14 protein-coding genes are annotated in these 16,122 nt (G+C 60.8%); 3 read left to right on the top strand and 11 right to left on the bottom strand.

What is annotated here, in order from left to right:
* Positions 1 to 155: 155 nt before the first annotated feature.
* The 3 genes from DTP52_RS08230 to DTP52_RS08220 form a co-directional block, all read right to left on the bottom strand.
* Positions 156 to 620 carry an inhibitor of vertebrate lysozyme family protein gene (locus DTP52_RS08230; protein ID WP_109752868.1) on the bottom strand — a complete coding sequence of 155 codons (465 nt, stop codon included), beginning with the start codon at positions 618 to 620 and terminating at the stop codon, positions 156 to 158.
* Positions 621 to 622: 2 nt separating this feature from the next.
* Positions 623 to 787 (bottom strand): DUF1328 domain-containing protein, encoded by a 165-nt coding sequence (locus DTP52_RS08225; RefSeq protein WP_003177151.1) that lies wholly within the window; start codon positions 785 to 787, stop codon positions 623 to 625.
* Positions 788 to 867: 80 nt separating this feature from the next.
* Positions 868 to 1,155 carry a hypothetical protein gene (locus DTP52_RS08220; RefSeq protein ID WP_109752867.1) on the bottom strand — a complete coding sequence of 96 codons (288 nt, stop codon included), beginning with the start codon at positions 1,153 to 1,155 and terminating at the stop codon, positions 868 to 870.
* Positions 1,156 to 1,593: 438 nt separating this feature from the next.
* Here DTP52_RS08220 and algB point away from each other — a divergent pair, with 438 nt between their 5' ends.
* Positions 1,594 to 2,940, top strand: a complete 1,347-nt coding sequence (gene algB / locus DTP52_RS08215) for a sigma-54-dependent response regulator transcription factor AlgB (protein ID WP_003196247.1) — start codon at positions 1,594 to 1,596, stop codon at positions 2,938 to 2,940.
* 10 nt (positions 2,941 to 2,950) lie between these two features.
* On the top strand, positions 2,951 to 4,741 hold the full coding sequence (locus tag DTP52_RS08210; protein ID WP_109752866.1) for an ATP-binding protein: 1,791 nt from the start codon (positions 2,951 to 2,953) through the stop codon (positions 4,739 to 4,741).
* A 6-nt stretch (positions 4,742 to 4,747) separates the two neighbouring features.
* Here the strand turns inward: DTP52_RS08210 and DTP52_RS08205 are convergent, their stop codons facing one another.
* The 7 genes from DTP52_RS08205 to DTP52_RS08175 form a co-directional block, all read right to left on the bottom strand.
* Positions 4,748 to 6,361 (bottom strand): EAL domain-containing protein, encoded by a 1,614-nt coding sequence (locus DTP52_RS08205; protein WP_109752964.1) that lies wholly within the window; start codon positions 6,359 to 6,361, stop codon positions 4,748 to 4,750.
* Positions 6,362 to 6,436: 75 nt separating this feature from the next.
* Positions 6,437 to 7,216 (bottom strand): N-acetylmuramoyl-L-alanine amidase, encoded by a 780-nt coding sequence (locus DTP52_RS08200; RefSeq protein ID WP_109752865.1) that lies wholly within the window; start codon positions 7,214 to 7,216, stop codon positions 6,437 to 6,439.
* A gap of 104 nt (positions 7,217 to 7,320) precedes the next feature.
* Positions 7,321 to 9,357: a diguanylate cyclase gene (locus DTP52_RS08195; RefSeq protein WP_109752864.1), complete on the bottom strand. Its 2,037-nt coding sequence runs from the start codon at positions 9,355 to 9,357 to the stop codon at positions 7,321 to 7,323.
* The gene (locus DTP52_RS08190) at positions 9,354 to 10,232 is read right to left on the bottom strand and encodes an endonuclease/exonuclease/phosphatase family protein (RefSeq protein WP_109752863.1); all 879 of its coding nucleotides are present in this window, start codon (positions 10,230 to 10,232) and stop codon (positions 9,354 to 9,356) included. Before DTP52_RS08190 ends, DTP52_RS08195 begins: the two co-directional genes overlap by 4 nt.
* Before the next feature lie 15 nt (positions 10,233 to 10,247).
* Positions 10,248 to 10,892, bottom strand: a complete 645-nt coding sequence (locus DTP52_RS08185; RefSeq protein WP_109752862.1) for a thiol:disulfide interchange protein DsbA/DsbL — start codon at positions 10,890 to 10,892, stop codon at positions 10,248 to 10,250.
* A 197-nt stretch (positions 10,893 to 11,089) separates the two neighbouring features.
* Positions 11,090 to 11,701: a cytochrome c gene (locus DTP52_RS08180; protein WP_109752861.1), complete on the bottom strand. Its 612-nt coding sequence runs from the start codon at positions 11,699 to 11,701 to the stop codon at positions 11,090 to 11,092.
* 46 nt (positions 11,702 to 11,747) lie between these two features.
* Complete coding sequence (locus DTP52_RS08175) at positions 11,748 to 12,038, bottom strand: cytochrome c5 family protein (RefSeq protein WP_003196231.1); 291 nt, start codon at positions 12,036 to 12,038, stop codon at positions 11,748 to 11,750.
* A gap of 191 nt (positions 12,039 to 12,229) precedes the next feature.
* Between DTP52_RS08175 and yihA the strand changes: the two genes are divergently transcribed.
* On the top strand, positions 12,230 to 12,871 hold the full coding sequence (gene yihA / locus DTP52_RS08170; protein ID WP_109752860.1) for a ribosome biogenesis GTP-binding protein YihA/YsxC: 642 nt from the start codon (positions 12,230 to 12,232) through the stop codon (positions 12,869 to 12,871).
* Positions 12,872 to 13,284: 413 nt separating this feature from the next.
* Here the strand turns inward: yihA and polA are convergent, their stop codons facing one another.
* Positions 13,285 to 16,053 (bottom strand): DNA polymerase I, encoded by a 2,769-nt coding sequence (polA, locus tag DTP52_RS08165; protein WP_109752859.1) that lies wholly within the window; start codon positions 16,051 to 16,053, stop codon positions 13,285 to 13,287.
* Between the last annotated feature and the right edge of the window lie 69 nt (positions 16,054 to 16,122).

The raw sequence follows: 16,122 nt of genomic DNA, 5'->3' as shown, positions 1-16,122 counted from the left end.
CTTTTACCTGACCCGGCCCTTTCGCAGGCACTCCTTGTGCCCGTAGGTCACTCCGACTCTCATCAGTCAGAACGTCCCGGCCCCTTGGTCATGCACTGGCCCTCCTCGGGCCGTGCAGAAGGGAAAAGCAGGGCTGCTTTTCCCATTTTTCAGAATCAGTACCAGTTCGGATCTTGCTTGAGTTGTTCCATTAACAGTTTCTGCATACCTTCGTCGGGCTTGCCGAGGAAACGGTAGTCGGCATGCCGCGTCGGCGACTTGTCGGCCGGCAGCCCCGCAGGGACTTGTACCCACAAGGCGTAGGCTTCGTCCTTGTCGAAGCTGAAGGCGACGATCAGGCGCTGGCTGCGACACGTCGCCTGGGTTTCACACAGGGGTCCCACCAGATACTTGTCGCCATCTTCCTCGACAGCATTCATCTGTTGCGAATCGCCTGACAGGTTCATCACCCATTCGGGCAGGCGTTCTTCTTTTTTCACGACGTGCTGCCAGGTCTCACGGTATTGCGGGTCTGACGCCAGCAACTCGTTGGCCCGCATCTGCCCGTCATTGGCAGCCATTGCCATGGCACTGCCGCCCAACAACAGGGCGGCGGCCAGTCCTTTGAATGGAACGCTCATGGTCAGCCTCGGCCGCGACGGCCAAAGAAGAAGGAAGCGATGAACATCACCAGAAACACGACAAAGAGAATCTTGGCGATGCCCGTGGCGGTGCCTGCGATACCACCGAAGCCCAGTACTGCGGCGATGATGGCAATGATCAGGAAGGTAATTGCCCAGCTCAACATGGTGATTCTCCTTACGCTTTTCTATTTAGTGAGGGTCTGGCGATGATGGTTCCGGCGCGATGGACGACCGGTCCATCGGGTTAAAACACCCAGCGCTCTTCACGTGGCATATCGACCACTGGCTGAGCCTGATCGACATCCATCATGCGCATTGAAGCGGAGGCTTCCGCGACACTGCTGACGGCGCTGAAATGGGTTTGTGGGGCACGATGAATCGACGTCTGTGGCGCCTCTGGCTGTTGACGCTCTTGCCAGAGCATCCATTGCTGGCCTATCACGAGGGTGACCAGCAATGCCAGGGCAGCCCATAAGCCTTGCTGAATGTGCAGAGAAGAAAATCGAAATTGGGCGGCACTTTGACGATTCATCCTGGAATTCCTCCCCACCCGGGTGCGGTGATCTGGTTGAGGCGCTCTAAACGCCACGTTGATCAGGACATTGCAGTCGGCGTGCCAGGATTTTTTATATAAAAAACTATTTAAAATCAGATAGTTACAAAATAGTTATCGGAGGCTGGGAGCGCATCCTGCACGATGGCCCGCGTGGCAGTCGTGCGTATTGCACGAATGAGGGAGAAAAGACGCTAGATTGTTTTTGAATTGCCCGTCAGACGTAGCTGTCGGAATGAGCAATGCGAACCGTCCGAACCACACGAATCATAAAAAAAGGAACTCAAATCAGTCTTTTAGGAGTCAGACGTCCACAGGGGCATACTGCGTGGGTAATATCCCCTCAGAATCGACCATGCAACTTGCCCGATTTTTCTGACACTAATCATCATCATTCATTAAAGGAGCGTAGGAAAAATGGAATCCGCCACTGAGCATCAAGGCCGCATTCTGCTGGTAGACGATGAGTCCGCCATCCTGCGTACGTTCCGATACTGCCTGGAAGACGAAGGCTACAGCGTTGCCACCGCCAACAGCGCCGCGCAAGCCGACGCTCTGCTGCAACGCCAGGTGTTCGACCTGTGTTTCCTCGACCTGCGCCTGGGCGAAGACAACGGCCTGGATGTGTTGGCGCAGATGCGTATCCAGGCCCCCTGGATGCGCGTGGTCATCGTCACCGCCCACTCGGCGGTCGATACGGCAGTGGATGCGATCCAGGCCGGGGCCGCCGACTACCTGGTCAAGCCTTGCAGCCCCGATCAATTGCGCCTGGCGACCGCCAAGCAACTGGAAGTACGCCAGTTGTCGGCCAGGCTCGAAGCCCTTGAAGGGGAGGTGCGCAAGCCCAAGGACGGCCTCGACTCCCATAGCCCGGCGATGAAAGTCGTCCTGGAAACCGCACGCCAGGTTGCCAGCACCGATGCCAATATCCTGATCCTCGGCGAATCGGGCACCGGTAAAGGCGAATTGGCCAGAGCGATCCATGGCTGGAGCAAGCGCGCGAAAAAGTCCTGCGTCACCATCAACTGCCCGTCACTGACCGCCGAACTGATGGAAAGCGAACTGTTCGGCCATAGCCGCGGGGCCTTCACCGGTGCCAGCGAAAGTACGCTGGGGCGTGTCAACCAGGCCGACGGAGGTACGCTGTTTCTCGACGAGATCGGCGATTTTCCACTGACATTGCAACCCAAGTTACTGCGTTTCATCCAGGACAAGGAATATGAGCGGGTAGGGGATCCGGTCACCCGTCGTGCCGACGTGCGGATTCTCGCGGCGACCAACCTCAACCTCGAGGACATGGTGCGCGACGGGCGTTTTCGCGAAGACCTGCTGTATCGCTTGAACGTCATTACCTTGCATCTACCGCCGCTGCGCGAGCGCGCCGAAGACATCCTGACCCTGGCCGACCGCTTCCTGGCCCGCTTCGTCAAGGAATACGCACGCCCGGCCCGGGGCTTCAGCGACGAAGCACGCGAAGCGCTGCTAGGCTATCGTTGGCCAGGCAACATCCGGGAACTACGTAACGTGGTCGAACGCGCCAGCATCATCTGCCCCCAGGAAAAAGTCGAAATCAGTCACTTGGGCATGGCCGAGCAGCCGGTCAACAATGCGCCGCGCATCGGCGCCGCCCTGAGCCTGGACGAACTGGAAAAAGCCCACATCGGCGCGGTGCTGGCCACGGCCGACACCCTCGACCAGGCGGCCAAGACCCTGGGGATCGATGCTTCCACGCTGTATCGCAAACGCAAGCAGTACAACTTGTGAGCAGCACCTCATGAAACTGGCGATGAAGCTGCGCACACGACTGTTTCTCAGTATCTCGGCCCTGATCACGGTGGCCTTGCTGGGACTGGTGCTTGGCCTGGTCAGCGTGATGCAGATGGCCAACACCCAGGAACAATCGGTACGCGACAACTTCATCCTGCTGGACCTGGGCCTCAAGCTGCGCCAGACCCTGGGCGATCAGTTGATTATCATGCTCGACGACAAGCCCGACCTCGCGGCGCTGGAGACATCCAAACAGCAATACCTGGCGTTGATCGACGAGGGGATTGCCCACGAACGGGAACTGGATGAGTCGACGAACAGCTTCAGTAAGGCCAAGGCCGACTACATTGAGTTTCTCGAGGCCTTCACCGCATCTCGCCAGCAGCCGAGTCAGCTCTCGGGCATCAAGGACCTTACCGAAAAATTCAACGTACTGCGCAATGGGCTGATCGAGGGCTATCGCCAGGCCCTGACCAACATCAGTGAAACCCAGGACCGTGCCCGTGAACGGGCGCTGTGGATTTCCGGACTGCTGGGGCTGGTGGGGTTTGCGGTGCTGATCATCGGGTTTATCACCGCCCATGGCATCGCCCGGCGTTTCGGCGCGCCGATCGAGGCGCTGGCGGCAGCGGCGGACGACATCGGCCAGGGCAATTTCGAGGTCACGCTGCCCATATCCTCCGCCGCCGAGCTGAATCTCCTGACCCGCCGCTTCGGCGTCATGGCCCAGGCCTTGCGCGAGCACCAGGCCACCAATGTCGACGAGCTGCTCGCCGGCCAGCAACGCTTGCAAGCTGTGCTCGACAGCATCGATGACGGCTTGCTGATGATCGACCGCCAAGGCCGGCTGGAACACCTCAATCCGGTGGCCCAGCGGCAATTGGGTTGGGATGAGGCGCGCCTGGGCCAAGGACTCGGCGAGGCGCTGGGACGCCTTGAACTGGATGAAGAACTGCACCTGGTCCTGCGTGGCGGAAGCCTGGAGCGCGTGCCGGAGGACCTGAGCATCGAAGTCGATGGCGAGTCGCGGGTGCTGACTTACAGCCTCACGCCGGTCAGCCACACCCAGGGCCACATCCTCGGCGCGGTCATGGTGCTGCATGACGTGACCGAACAACGCGCCTTCGAACGGGTGCGCAGCGAGTTCGTCCTGCGTGCCTCCCATGAACTGCGCACGCCAGTGACGGGCATGCACATGGCGTTCGGCCTGTTGCAGGAGCGCCTGCATTTTCCAGAGGAGTCACGCGAGGCGGACCTGCTCAACACCGTCACGGAAGAAATGCAGCGGCTGATGCAGCTGATCAATGACCTGCTGAACTTCTCTCGCTACCAGAACGGCCTGCAAAAGCTGACCCTGGCGCCTTGCTCCATCGACGATCTGCTGGAAGCCGCCCGGCTGCGGTTTACCAAACAGGCCCAAGCCAAGGGCATCGAGCTGCTCGTGGCGATCCAGGGCCCGCTCCCGCGACTGCATGCCGACGCCGCGCAGCTGGACAGAGTGCTCGATAACCTGATCGACAACGCCATGCGCCACACTGCCGAAAACGGCCAGATTCGCTTGCAGGCCCGACGCCATGGCGAGCGGGTGATCATCAGCGTCGAAGACAACGGCGAAGGCATTGCCTACGGCCAGCAAGGACGGATCTTCGAGCCTTTCGTCCAGGTCGGACGCAAGAAGGGCGGCGCGGGCCTCGGCCTGGCGCTGTGCAAGGAGATCGTCCAGCTCCACGGCGGACGCATGGGCGTTTATTCAAGGCCGGGGCAGGGCACGCAGTTCTACATGGCGCTGGCGGTCTGAGCAGACTCAGGCTTCGTCATCGAAACGGCGCCCAAGCAGGCGGCGGCCACGGGTAATCAGTTCGATGAGCTGCACCGCACTGAGAGCATGGGCGAACAGCCAGCCCTGACCGAACCTCACCCCTTCGCTGCTCAAATAAGAGGCCTGGGCTTCATGCTCGATGCCTTCGGCGATCACCTTGAGTTCCAGCGCATGGGCCATGCGAATGATGTGCGGAGCCACGCCGCTGCTGGCGGCATCGTGGCCCAAGGCATCGATGAAGGCCTTGTCGATTTTCAGGCAGTCCACCGGCAGGGTTTGCAGGTAGGCCAGGCTGCAATAACCGGTGCCGAAATCGTCGATCAACACCTGATGCCCGACATCGCGCAGCGATTGCAGGTTATCCCGGGCGACCAACACATCGATCAGCCCGCGCTCGGTCACTTCGAAGGCGATCTGATGGGCCGACACGCGATGCAGCGCCAGCAGGCGGGCGATCACTTCGCCGATACGCGGCACCATCACATCGCAGGCCGCCAGATTCACCGAGATGTACAACTGCGGATTGGCCCGCAGCAACTGGCCCAATTGATCGAACAGCCGCTGCAAGACGAAATCGGTGATCTGACGGATCTGCCCGGTGTTCTCGGCCATCGGGATAAACAAGTCCGGGCTGGTCAGGGTGCCGTCGGGTCGGCGCCAGCGAAGCAAGGCTTCGGCACCGACGCAATTGCGGCTGTTGAGGTCGAAAATCGGTTGGTAAAGCACCTGCAACTCACCGCGGCGAATGGCCCCGTGCAGTTCGGCATCCATGGATTGGCGCTGGCGCGCCAGCAGAAACACCTGAAAACCAATCCCCAGGCCCAACATCAGGCTGATGGGCAACATCCACCAGGCGTTGGCCGGAACCGTGAAACCGTTGCGCTGGGCAATCAATACCAGTTGATATTCCGGGCTGTCGGTGGGCATCCGATAGATCAGCCGGGTTTGCGTCGCTTGCAAGGCATTGTGGCTTTTGGGTGGCCAAGGCTCCGTGGGCGGCCAGTGTTGAGGGGGGCCCAACACGGGAATGGCTCGCTCGCCATGATCCAGGACCACCAGCAGGCTGCTGCCCGGAGGCAGGTCGACCACGTCGGCCAGATGCCCGCGGGAAGTGGCGACCCGAAAATTGCCGCGCCCCAGCATCAATGCCGCGCGGTCTTCGTTGGGTTCGGTGGTGGTATTGAGCCAGTAACTGTAGGTCGGCCCCCGGAGATCGGGTGGGCGGGTCACCGACAATCCGCTCTGGCGCGGACGATTGGAACAGACGCCGCTGCCATCGATATACACCGCCTCATAAACGAAACGGTAATTGAAACTGACCTCTCGCAAGGTCGCGATCATGTCATCGTCACACCCACGCAACGGCTGGTTTTGCAGGTCGTCGAGGCTTTCGCGCAGTTGCCCGAAAAGCTGTTCCAGCCGTTGCAGAAAGCGCTCGCCCTGGGCATTCATCTGGTCGCTTTCGCGTTGCTGGATCTGTTGCATGACCACGAACAGACTTCCCGCCAGCAGCAGGACGGTACTCAGGGCAGCCGCTATCATCGCCAAAAAAAGCGGGCGATGGAGCCAGCTCTGCAGGGTTTCACGGGCAGCCGTCATCATGGGTAATCCGAAAGTTACCAGTGAGTTATAGCTTCTGATTTGGATTTGGCCCGATTCGTCAGACGGGCGTCATTATTTTGTCTGGTTGAGCACCTGCAGGATCGCCGCGCTTTGCGCGTCCGGCGTGCCATCGAAACGGGTGGGCCGATAATGCATCTGGAAGGCGGCCAGCACATGGTGGGTGGCCACGTCCCATTCGCCGGTCTGCGGCGTCGGGTAACCCAGGCGGGCCAGCTCGGCCTGGAACCAACTGGCAGGCGGCAGCTGTGGCGCGAAGATGGCCTGCTGGCGAGCCACTGCCTGCTCGTCCGGCCAAACCCCCAAGCCGGCTTGCGCCAGGCGCTTCCAGGGAAACAGCGGGCCGGGATCAAGCTTGCGCAGGGGCGCGATGTCGCTGTGGCCGATGATGCTGCGCGGGTTGATTCCGTTGCGCTGGATGATGTCCTTGAGCAATACGATCAAGGCCTGGACCTGGGCTTCGCTGTAGGGATACCAGAGGCGTCCGGTAGGCGTGTCGACGAAACCCGGATTGACGATTTCGATGCCGATGGAACTGGAGTTGAGCCAGGTCCGGCCTTCCCATTCACTTTCCCCGGCGTGCCAGGCGCGTCGACTTTCATCCACCAGTTTGTAGACGGTCGCGCCTTTATCATCGCCGATCAGGTAATGGGCACTGACTTCGCCATGGGTCAGCAGGGCCAGTGAACGCTCCAGGGAAGCCGAGGTGTAATGCACCACCACGAATTGGATGCGGTTGTCATGGTTGACGGAAGGGTGACTGGTGTCGAGCCGCGGGCCGCTGGTGCAGCCGGCCAGGATAAATAAAGAAACAATGAGGGAAAGAAATTTCATGGTGGAGGGCATTACGCGCTGGAAGTAATGCAACAGTGTAACGTATCGCCCCGCGATGATCCGATGCGCGCGCCGATATTAAACAAATTGGAACAATTAGCCTCTCAGCCCAGCTCTACACGGTTGCGCCCGGCATTTTTTGCCCGATAGAGCGCCTGATCGGCTCTTTTAAACACCGAATCACTGTGTTCGCCCGGTTTGAAGGCCGTCAGGCCAATGGATACCGTCACTGTCACCGGCTCCCCCTTGAAATGAAACGGGCAGGCTTCGATGGCCAGGCGCAGCGCCTCGGCCAGCTTCGCGCCGGCGGCCAGGGGCGTGTCGGGCACCAGCAGGACAAACTCCTCGCCCCCGAAACGCGCAATGAAATCGCCGCCACGCAGGCGTTTGCGCAAGACCGAGGCAATGAGTTTCAACACCCGATCCCCGGCCAGATGGCCGTAGTTGTCATTGATGCGCTTGAAATGATCGAGATCGAGCATGGCCAGCAGCAAGCTGTTGCCGTGCTGCTGCCACTGGCCGACTTCATGCTCCAGGCGCTCGGACCAGGCCGCGCGATTGGGCAGCCCGGTGAGCGGATCGACCAGTGCTTTCTGCCGCTGCTCCTCGAGATTCTCCCGCACGACCTGGGCATCCTGCTCCATCAGCGCGACGCGATCGGCCAGGCTTTTCAGGCGCGCCGAGACTTCTTGCTCGCGTTGATCACGTTGCTGGCGGTGTTGATCCATCGTGCCGAGCAAGCCTTCGAGGTGATTCTCGAGCACCTGCTTGAGGCCTTCCAGGTCATCGGCTTGTTGCACGCTGCTTTGCAGGCCGTCTACCTGTTCGCGAATCTGCGTGTCCATTTCCCTGGAGGCCGACAGGTTGTCGGCGTGGTCTTCACTGGCCGCCTGCAGGCTGCTCTGGAATGACTCGAGCCGGTCATTGAGCCGTTGCAGGTACGCTTCGAACTCATGCTGGCCGGTGTCGGTGATAGCCAACATCAATACTGCAAGATCGTCGAGGATCGGCAGCAGCTCGTACCAATTCAAGCCATTTCGCAACCGCTCACGCATGGCTTCGGCTTGTGGCCGATGCCGCTCGGGCAAGGTCAGGTCGCCCAACAGGCCCAACAACGTGTCTTCGATGTGCTTGGCGACCGAACTGTAGGACGGTTCCGGCGAGTCGGGCAGGGCGTACTGGGCGTCAGCCACATCGACGGCTTCCAGCGGCTCGGTGGGCTCCTCTGGAGGTAGCGAGGGGGGCAGGGCCTGTGCAGGCTCCTCGGGCATAAGTTCGTCGGGATTCTCCAGCGCAGGTGCCGCTATCGGAAGTTCTTCGACGACTGGCGTCGGCAATGGCGCGGGTTCGGTTGCTTCATCCGGCTCACTGATGGGCTGAACCACTTCGGCTTCAGGTACGGGAGCGGGCTCGATCTTCGGTGCAGTCGGGACAACCGGTTCGGGCGCTGCCTCCAACGTGGGAGCTTGCTCCGCGACCGATGGCTGCGGTGCTGGTGCTAGCGCGACGGATTCTGCGTCGGTTGCCGGCTCCGGGACTACGCGCACGAACGTTTCTGCCTCAGGCGCTACGCCGGCCTGGGCATGCTCGTGGGGCTGGGGCGCCGCTTCTTCATGGCCTTGGCCACCAAACAGCCGTTGCAGCAGGCCAGGTCGACTCGGTTCGACAGGAGCGTCCAGGGCGCTCAGCGCCTTGCCTTGCAAACCGCTCAATTCGCTGAGCAGCAGCGGAATCTCCCGGGCCTGGCCGACCCGCTCCTCCAACTGCTTGGAAAATTTCTTCAGTGGCCGGCTGACTTCCTTCGGCAGCGGCAGGCTCTGCAACTGGGCAACCAGGGCCGTCAACGCCGTGCTCATCTGCTCGATCCGGGTTTCGCGGCGCTGCTCGGAATCGAGTACGGCTTTCTCCAGGCGCGGCAGCAGGGCGGCGAGACCGGCGTCCATTTCATCGGTGCGCACCACCTCGCGCATCTCTTTCATGCATTGGTCGACAGCTCGGTCAGTGCCCTCGGCGGCCAGGGTACTGCGCACCAGGCCACGACGCAGCAAGTCGAGCCGAGCAGCCCAACGGCGCTCGAGCTTTTCCTGCTGTTCGATACTCTTGAGGTACTTCTCTCTCCAGCGTTCGGCGTCGTCGCTCATTCATCGGATCCGCGAGGGGCAGGACTCAGCGCGGGAAAGGCATCAGCCGTGAGCGAACCAGGCAAACGAATTTCTACCGCGACCGGCAGGTGATCGGAAATGGGTTGGGCCAGCACCTCGACGCGTTCGAGGGTCAGGGTCGGGCTCAACAGGATATGGTCCAGGCAACGCTGGGGACGCCAACTGGGGAACGTCGCTTCCAGCTGTGGAGCGAGCAGACCAAGATCGCGCAGGGGCGAGGTCTGCAGCAAATCGGAGGCATGGGTGTTCATGTCACCCATCAGTATCTGGTGCTTGTATCCACCGATCAGTTCGCGAATGTACGCCAACTGCATCGTCCGGGTACGCGCCCCGAGCGCCAGATGCATCATGACCACCACCAGCGCTTCCGGACCTTCGCCGAACCGCGCGAGGATCGCCCCGCGCCCCTTGGGCCCGGGCAGCGGATGATCCTCGATCGCCCAGGGGCGCAAACGACTCAACACGCCATTGCTGTGCTGGCCGAGCCGTCCGAGGTTGCGATTGAGTTGCTGGTACCAGTAGGGAAAGGCGCCCAGTTGGGCCAGGTGTTCCACCTGATTGACGTAACCTGATCTCAGGCTCCCGCCGTCAGCCTCTTGCAGGGCCACCAGGTCGAAATCTTTCAGCAGGTCGCCGATTTTCTGCAGGTTACCGGCGCGTCCGGTGTGCGGCAGCAGATGCTGCCAGCCCCGGGTCAGGTAATGCCGGTAGCGCTCGGTGCTGATGCCCACCTGGATATTGAAGCTGAGCAGCCGCAAGCGGCTGTCGCCAGGCAGGCCCGTGGACGTGACATGGTGCTCGTTGACCCGCGGTTCATGCAGGCCAACGATGCGTTCGGTACTCCAGCGGGCCATGGGCGTGAGCCGCGCTTAGTTGGCGGCAGCCTTAGGGGCTGCTCGCTCTTTGGCGATCAGCTGGTCGGCCAGTTGCAGCGCTTGTTCGGCACCGCCGGCAGAGCCGATGTCAAAGCGATATTTGCCGTTGACGATCATGGTCGGTACGCCGGTGATTTCGTATTTCTTCGCCAGCTCCCGGGCCTTCTTGATCTGGCCCTGGATGGCAAAGGAGTCGAAGGTGGCGAGGAACTTATCCTTGTCGACGCCTTGGGTCGCGAGGAAGTCAGCCATGTCTTCTTTCTTGACCAGCTTCTTGCCTTCTTTCTGGATGGCATTGAATACCGCCGCGTGAACCTGATGCTCGACGCCCATGGCTTCGAGGGTCAGGAACATCTGGCCGTGGGCGTCCCATGGGCCGCCGAACATGGCGGGGATGCGTACGAAGTTCACATCCTTAGGCAGCTTCTCGACCCATGGGTTGATAACGGGCTCGAAAGCGTAGCAATGCGGGCAGCCGTACCAGAACAGCTCCACCACTTCGATCTTGCCAGGCACGGCCACCGGAACCGGATTGGTCAATTCGACGTAAGGGGCCTTCGATTCTTCCGCGTTGGCTTGGGCGGCCATGCCGAACAGGCTGGCGACGACGAGCGCGGCGCTGGTGATCAGATTACGCATGCTTTACTCCTGGACAATGAGGGGACCTCGCGAGGCCTGTTTTTAAGACTGACCGTGGCGGGTTCTAGTTCGCTAGTGTAACGGCAGCGGCCACAAAAAAGGGCGGCCAAAGCCACCCTTTTGATGCTCGCATCGACAGATTAATCGAGCGTTAACGTTACAAGCGGTGTATCCCCTCGCAACGCTCGCCAATGGCCTTAGTGCAGGCCCTGGATGTAGCTCGACACGGCTGCGATATCTTCGTCGCTCAGCTTCTTGGCGATGCTCTGCATGGGCTTGGTGTCGCCATCGTTGGTCCGGCCGCCTTCTTCTTTGCGGAAATCGGTCAGTTGCTTGCCGACGTACTGGGCATGCTGGCCGCCCAGGTGAGGGAAACCGGCAGCGGCGTTGCCCTTGCCGTCAGGCGAGTGGCAACCGGTGCAGGCTGGAAGCCCTTTGTCCAGGTTACCGCCGCGGAACAGCGCTTCACCACGGGCCACGAGTTTCGGATCGGCAGCGCCGACGCTACCTTTCTGGCTGGCGAAATACGCCGCGATGTCCGCCAGGTCCTGATCGCTCAGGTTGTTCAGCAGGCCGGTCATCTCCAGCACCGTGCGCTTGCCGGACTTGATGTCGTGCAGTTGCTTGTTCAGGTAACGCTCGCCCTGGCCCGCCAGTTTCGGAAAGTTGGGCGCCATGCTATTGCCATCCGGGCCATGGCAGGCCCCGCATACGGCCGCTTTCGCCTGACCGGCAGCGGCATCGCCAGCGGCGTGGGCTACGCCGGATATCCCCAAGGTCAACAGCAGACTCACGATCAGTTTGTTCATCAGCTAATCCAACTACGGCTAAGGGTTAAAGAGTTATGGACCGGGTTCACTCGCTCATCCACTGGATGATGGCTCGGTAATCCTCGGCACTGCAGTCCATGCACAAACCACGCGGCGGCATCGCCTTGAAACCCTGGGTCACGTGTTGCACCAGCGTCTCCATACCTTTCGCCAACCTCGGCGTCCAAGCTTCCTGATCGCCCTTGCGGGGCGCCATGGGGAGTTGGCCGGAATGACAGGCACCACAAACACGGTTGTACACAGCTTCCGGATCCTGTGTAGCCTGAGCGCTGTAAAGCGGCATCAAGACACCGGCAGCTAGCAGCCATTTCGTCATAAAACGACCTTTTCAGGGTTGGGAACGAGCTGCGTTCTAATGCGCAATTTCGGTCGGTCGCTCCCGTGTGCTTCATCCTACGCTGGGACAAAGCGCACACAAAATCTGCGGCATTATATACTGGCGTCACTGAAACGGAAACGACACTGCTTGCCGCGTCCATTCCCGACGCCGCCCACATCGGAAATCCCATGCAACTGAAGAACCCCATCCTTGGCCTGTGCCAACAGTCCACTTTCATGCTCAGCGCCGCCAAAGTCGATCAATGCCCCGACGACGAAGGTTTTGAAGTGGCTTTTGCCGGGCGTTCCAATGCCGGCAAATCCAGCGCGCTGAACACCCTGACCCATGCCAGCCTGGCACGCACTTCGAAAACCCCAGGTCGCACGCAGCTCTTGAACTTCTTCAAGCTAGACGATGAACGGCGTTTGGTCGACCTGCCCGGTTACGGCTACGCGAAAGTGCCGATCCCGCTCAAGCAACACTGGCAGCGCCACCTGGAAGCCTACCTGGGCAGCCGCGAGAGCTTGAAAGGCCTGATCCTGATGATGGACATCCGCCATCCGATGACCGACTTCGACCTGCTGATGCTCGACTGGGCGGTCGCCAGTGGCATGCCGATGCACATCCTGCTGACCAAGGCCGACAAGCTCACCTACGGCGCGGCAAAAAATACGTTGCTCAAAGTGCAGTCGGAAATTCGCAAGGGCTGGGGCGATGCGGTCACCATCCAGCTGTTCTCGGCCCCCAAGCGCATGGGTCTGGAAGAGGCCTACACTGTATTGGCCGACTGGATGGAATTGGCGGACAAGGGCAGCGAAACGGCGGAATAAGCCAAATCGCAGGCAAAAAAAACCCCGGACTTCTTATGGGGAGGGGGAAGTTCGGGGTCCAAGTTCCGGACCGCTAGGGCGGGGTCCAGATATCTGCCAACACTTAACACAACATAGGAGCATTGAAGGGCTTCACCAGCCATTCAAAATCTCTGAGTGGCAATTCACCGGTTTAGTTCAGATTATTTTTGGAAATAGCCTTAGGAAGTTTCCGAACTAATAAACCGGGTGATTCACTGTGGCGAGGGGATTTATCCCCGCTGGGCTGCGCAGCAGCCCCCAAAAAAGCCGAATGCAATCAGCTGACACACTGAGGTGAAAGGTCTTAGGGCTGCTTCGCAGCCCAGCGGGGATAAATCCCCTCGCCACAGGGCTCACCCTATCCCCAGTTCGTTCAGTCCAGCCGTTACGACTCAGTGCGCCTCGTCCCAGTTATTGCCCACGCCCACCTCCACCAGCAGCGGCACGTCCAGGGTGGCGGCGGCGCTCATGTGCTGGCGGATTTCCTCGCGCACCTGATCGACCAGGTCTTCCCGCACTTCCAGCACCAGTTCGTCGTGTACCTGCAGGATAACCTTGGCATCCAGCCCTGACGTGGTCAGCCAGCGATCCACCGCCACCATGGCTTTCTTGATGATGTCGGCCGCCGTGCCCTGCATCGGCGCGTTGATGGCAGTGCGCTCGGCGCCTTTGCGCAGGGCCGGGTTTTTCGCGTTGATGTCCGGCAGGTACAACCGGCGGCCGAAAATGGTTTCGACAAAACCTTGCTCGGCCGCCTGGGCGCGGGTGCGCTCCATGTACGCCAGCACACCTGGGTAGCGGGCGAAGTAGCGGTCGATGTAGGCCTGGGACTGCTTGCGATCGACACCAATCTGCTTGGCCAGGCCAAACGCGCTCATGCCATAGATCAAGCCGAAGTTGATCGCCTTGGCGCTGCGACGCTGGTCATGGGTGACTGCCTCCAGCTCGACACCAAAAACCTCGGCCGCCGTCGCCCGGTGCACATCCAGATTATTGCGGAAGGCATGGAGCAGGCCTTCATCCTTGGCCAGGTGCGCCATGATCCGCAGTTCGATCTGCGAGTAGTCCGCCGCCAACAGCTTGTAGCCTTTCGGCGCGATGAAGGCCTGGCGGATGCGTCGACCTTCGGCGGTGCGAATCGGGATGTTCTGCAGGTTCGGGTCGATGGACGACAGACGCCCGGTAGCGGCCACGGCCTGTTGATAATTGGTATGAACGCGACCGGTGCGGCTGTTGATCTGTTCCGGCAGGCGATCGGTGTAGGTGCTCTTGAGCTTGCTCAGCGAGCGGTACTGCATCAGCACCTTGGGCAGCGGGTAATCCTGCTCCGCCAACTCGGCGAGCACCGCTTCGGCGGTGGACGCCTGGCCCTTGGCGGTTTTGCTGAGCACCGGCAAGCCGAGTTTTTCGTAGAGGATCACACCCAATTGCTTCGGCGAGCCCAGGTTGAATTCCTCGCCGGCGATGGCAAACGCCTCACGCTCCAGCGCCACCAGCTTCTCGCCCAACTCGACACTCTGCACGCCCAGCAGGTTGGCATCGACCAACGCACCCTGGCGCTCGATACGCGCCAGGACCGGCATCAACGGCATTTCGATTTCAGTGAGCACCTTACCCAGGCTCGGCGTGGCCGCCAGCTTCTCCTGCAAGGCCTGGTGCAGGCGCAAGGTCACGTCCGCATCCTCGGCGGCGTAAGGGCCGGCCAGTTCCAGGGAGATCTGGTCGAAGGTCAGCTGTTTGACGCCTTTGCCGGCGATATCCTGGAAATCGGTCTTGCTCTGGCCCAGGTACTTGAGCGCCAGGCTGTCCATGTCGTGGCGGGTCGCGGTGGAGTCCAACACGTAGGATTCGAGCATGGTGTCGAAGGCGATGCCCTGGACCAGGATGCCATTGCCTTGGTCGCCACCGATGGCGCAGTTGGCCAGGATATTGGTTTCGAACTTGGCGTGCTGGCCGACCTTGAGCTTGTTCGGGTTTTCCAGCAGTGGCTTGAGGGCCTTGAGCACCGCATCGCGGTCCAGTTGCTCCGGCACGCCCATGTAGGAGTGGGTCAGCGGGATGTAGGCGGCCTCGAACGGCGCAACGGCGAACGACAATCCCACCAGCTGCGAATGCTGGGCGTCGCTACCGTTGGTTTCGGTGACGAACGCGAACAGCGGCGCTTTGTCGAGTTTGGCCAGCCAGGCATCGAAGCGCGCCTGATCGAGGATGACTTCGTACTTGGCCTCGGCGGCGCCGGGTTGTTCGTCGCTGACTTCAACGATCTCCTGGCCGGCACGCTTGGCGTCGCGCTGGTTTTCTTCGAACCAGCTCTTGAACTCCAGCAACGTGTACAGCTCGGCCAGTTTCTCGTGATCTGGCGTGCCCATTTGCAGGTCGTCGAGACCGACGTCCAACGGCACGTCGGTCTTGATGGTTGCCAGCTCATAGGAAAGGAACGCCATTTCCTTGTGCTCTTCAAGCTTGGCGGCCAGGGTCTTGGCACCACGGATCGGCAAAGTGGCGACGATGTCCAGTTGCGCATACAGCTCGGTCAGGCCGCCATTGACGCCCACCAGCAGGCCGGAAGCGGTCTTCGGTCCGATGCCCGGGACGCCCGGGATGTTGTCGGACGAATCGCCCATCAACGCCAGGTAATCGATGATCTGCTCGGGAGCGACGCCAAACTTCTCCTTCACGCCAGCCACGTCCAGGGCGCTACCGGTCATGGTATTGACCAAGGTAATGTGCCCATCGACCAACTGCGCCATGTCCTTGTCGCCGGTGGAGATCACCACTGGGCGGTCGGCCGCGGCGCTGCTGCGGGCCAGGGTGCCGATTACGTCATCGGCCTCGACGTTGTCCACGCACAGCAGCGGGAAGCCCAGGGCCTTGACGCTGGCATGCAGCGGCTCGATCTGCACGCGCATGTCGTCGGGCATGCTCGGGCGGTTGGCCTTGTATTCGGCGTACAGCGCATCGCGAAATGTCCCACCCTTGGCGTCGAACACCACCGCGAACGGACTGTCCGGATACTGCTTGCGCAGGCTCTTGAGCATGTTCAGCACGCCCTTGACCGCACCGGTCGGCAGGCCTTTGGAGGTGGTCAGCGGTGGCAGCGCGTGAAAGGCGCGGTACAGATAAGAAGAACCGTCCACCAGGACGAGGGGGGCTTGGCTCATGAGCAGGATCAACCTTTTCGGCGGGTCCGGGGCTAGAATAGCGGGACCGTTGACGACAAAGGGACAAGG

This window comes from Pseudomonas sp. 43mfcvi1.1 (genome assembly GCF_900115935.1).
Lineage (GTDB): Bacteria > Pseudomonadota > Gammaproteobacteria > Pseudomonadales > Pseudomonadaceae > Aquipseudomonas > Aquipseudomonas bijieensis.
The sequence above is the reverse complement of the archived record's forward strand: the minus strand, read 5'-3'. Positions and strand labels throughout refer to the sequence as shown.

Bases quoted from the DNA above. Each gene is read 5' to 3' on its own strand.
- algB (WP_003196247.1), top strand. From the start codon at position 1,594: ATGGAATCCGCCACTGAGCATCAAGGCCGCATTCTGCTGGTAGACGAT.
- DTP52_RS08175 (WP_003196231.1), bottom strand. From the start codon at position 12,038: ATGACGAAATGGCTGCTAGCTGCCGGTGTCTTGATGCCGCTTTACAGC.
- DTP52_RS08225 (WP_003177151.1), bottom strand. From the start codon at position 787: ATGTTGAGCTGGGCAATTACCTTCCTGATCATTGCCATCATCGCCGCA.
- yihA (WP_109752860.1), top strand. From the start codon at position 12,230: ATGCAACTGAAGAACCCCATCCTTGGCCTGTGCCAACAGTCCACTTTC.
- DTP52_RS08205 (WP_109752964.1), bottom strand. From the start codon at position 6,361: ATGACGGCTGCCCGTGAAACCCTGCAGAGCTGGCTCCATCGCCCGCTT.
- DTP52_RS08180 (WP_109752861.1), bottom strand. From the start codon at position 11,701: ATGAACAAACTGATCGTGAGTCTGCTGTTGACCTTGGGGATATCCGGC.
- DTP52_RS08185 (WP_109752862.1), bottom strand. From the start codon at position 10,892: ATGCGTAATCTGATCACCAGCGCCGCGCTCGTCGTCGCCAGCCTGTTC.
- DTP52_RS08190 (WP_109752863.1), bottom strand. From the start codon at position 10,232: ATGGCCCGCTGGAGTACCGAACGCATCGTTGGCCTGCATGAACCGCGG.
- DTP52_RS08195 (WP_109752864.1), bottom strand. From the start codon at position 9,357: ATGAGCGACGACGCCGAACGCTGGAGAGAGAAGTACCTCAAGAGTATC.
- polA (WP_109752859.1), bottom strand. From the start codon at position 16,053: ATGAGCCAAGCCCCCCTCGTCCTGGTGGACGGTTCTTCTTATCTGTAC.
- DTP52_RS08230 (WP_109752868.1), bottom strand. From the start codon at position 620: ATGAGCGTTCCATTCAAAGGACTGGCCGCCGCCCTGTTGTTGGGCGGC.
- DTP52_RS08200 (WP_109752865.1), bottom strand. From the start codon at position 7,216: ATGAAATTTCTTTCCCTCATTGTTTCTTTATTTATCCTGGCCGGCTGC.
- DTP52_RS08220 (WP_109752867.1), bottom strand. From the start codon at position 1,155: ATGAATCGTCAAAGTGCCGCCCAATTTCGATTTTCTTCTCTGCACATT.
- DTP52_RS08210 (WP_109752866.1), top strand. From the start codon at position 2,951: ATGAAACTGGCGATGAAGCTGCGCACACGACTGTTTCTCAGTATCTCG.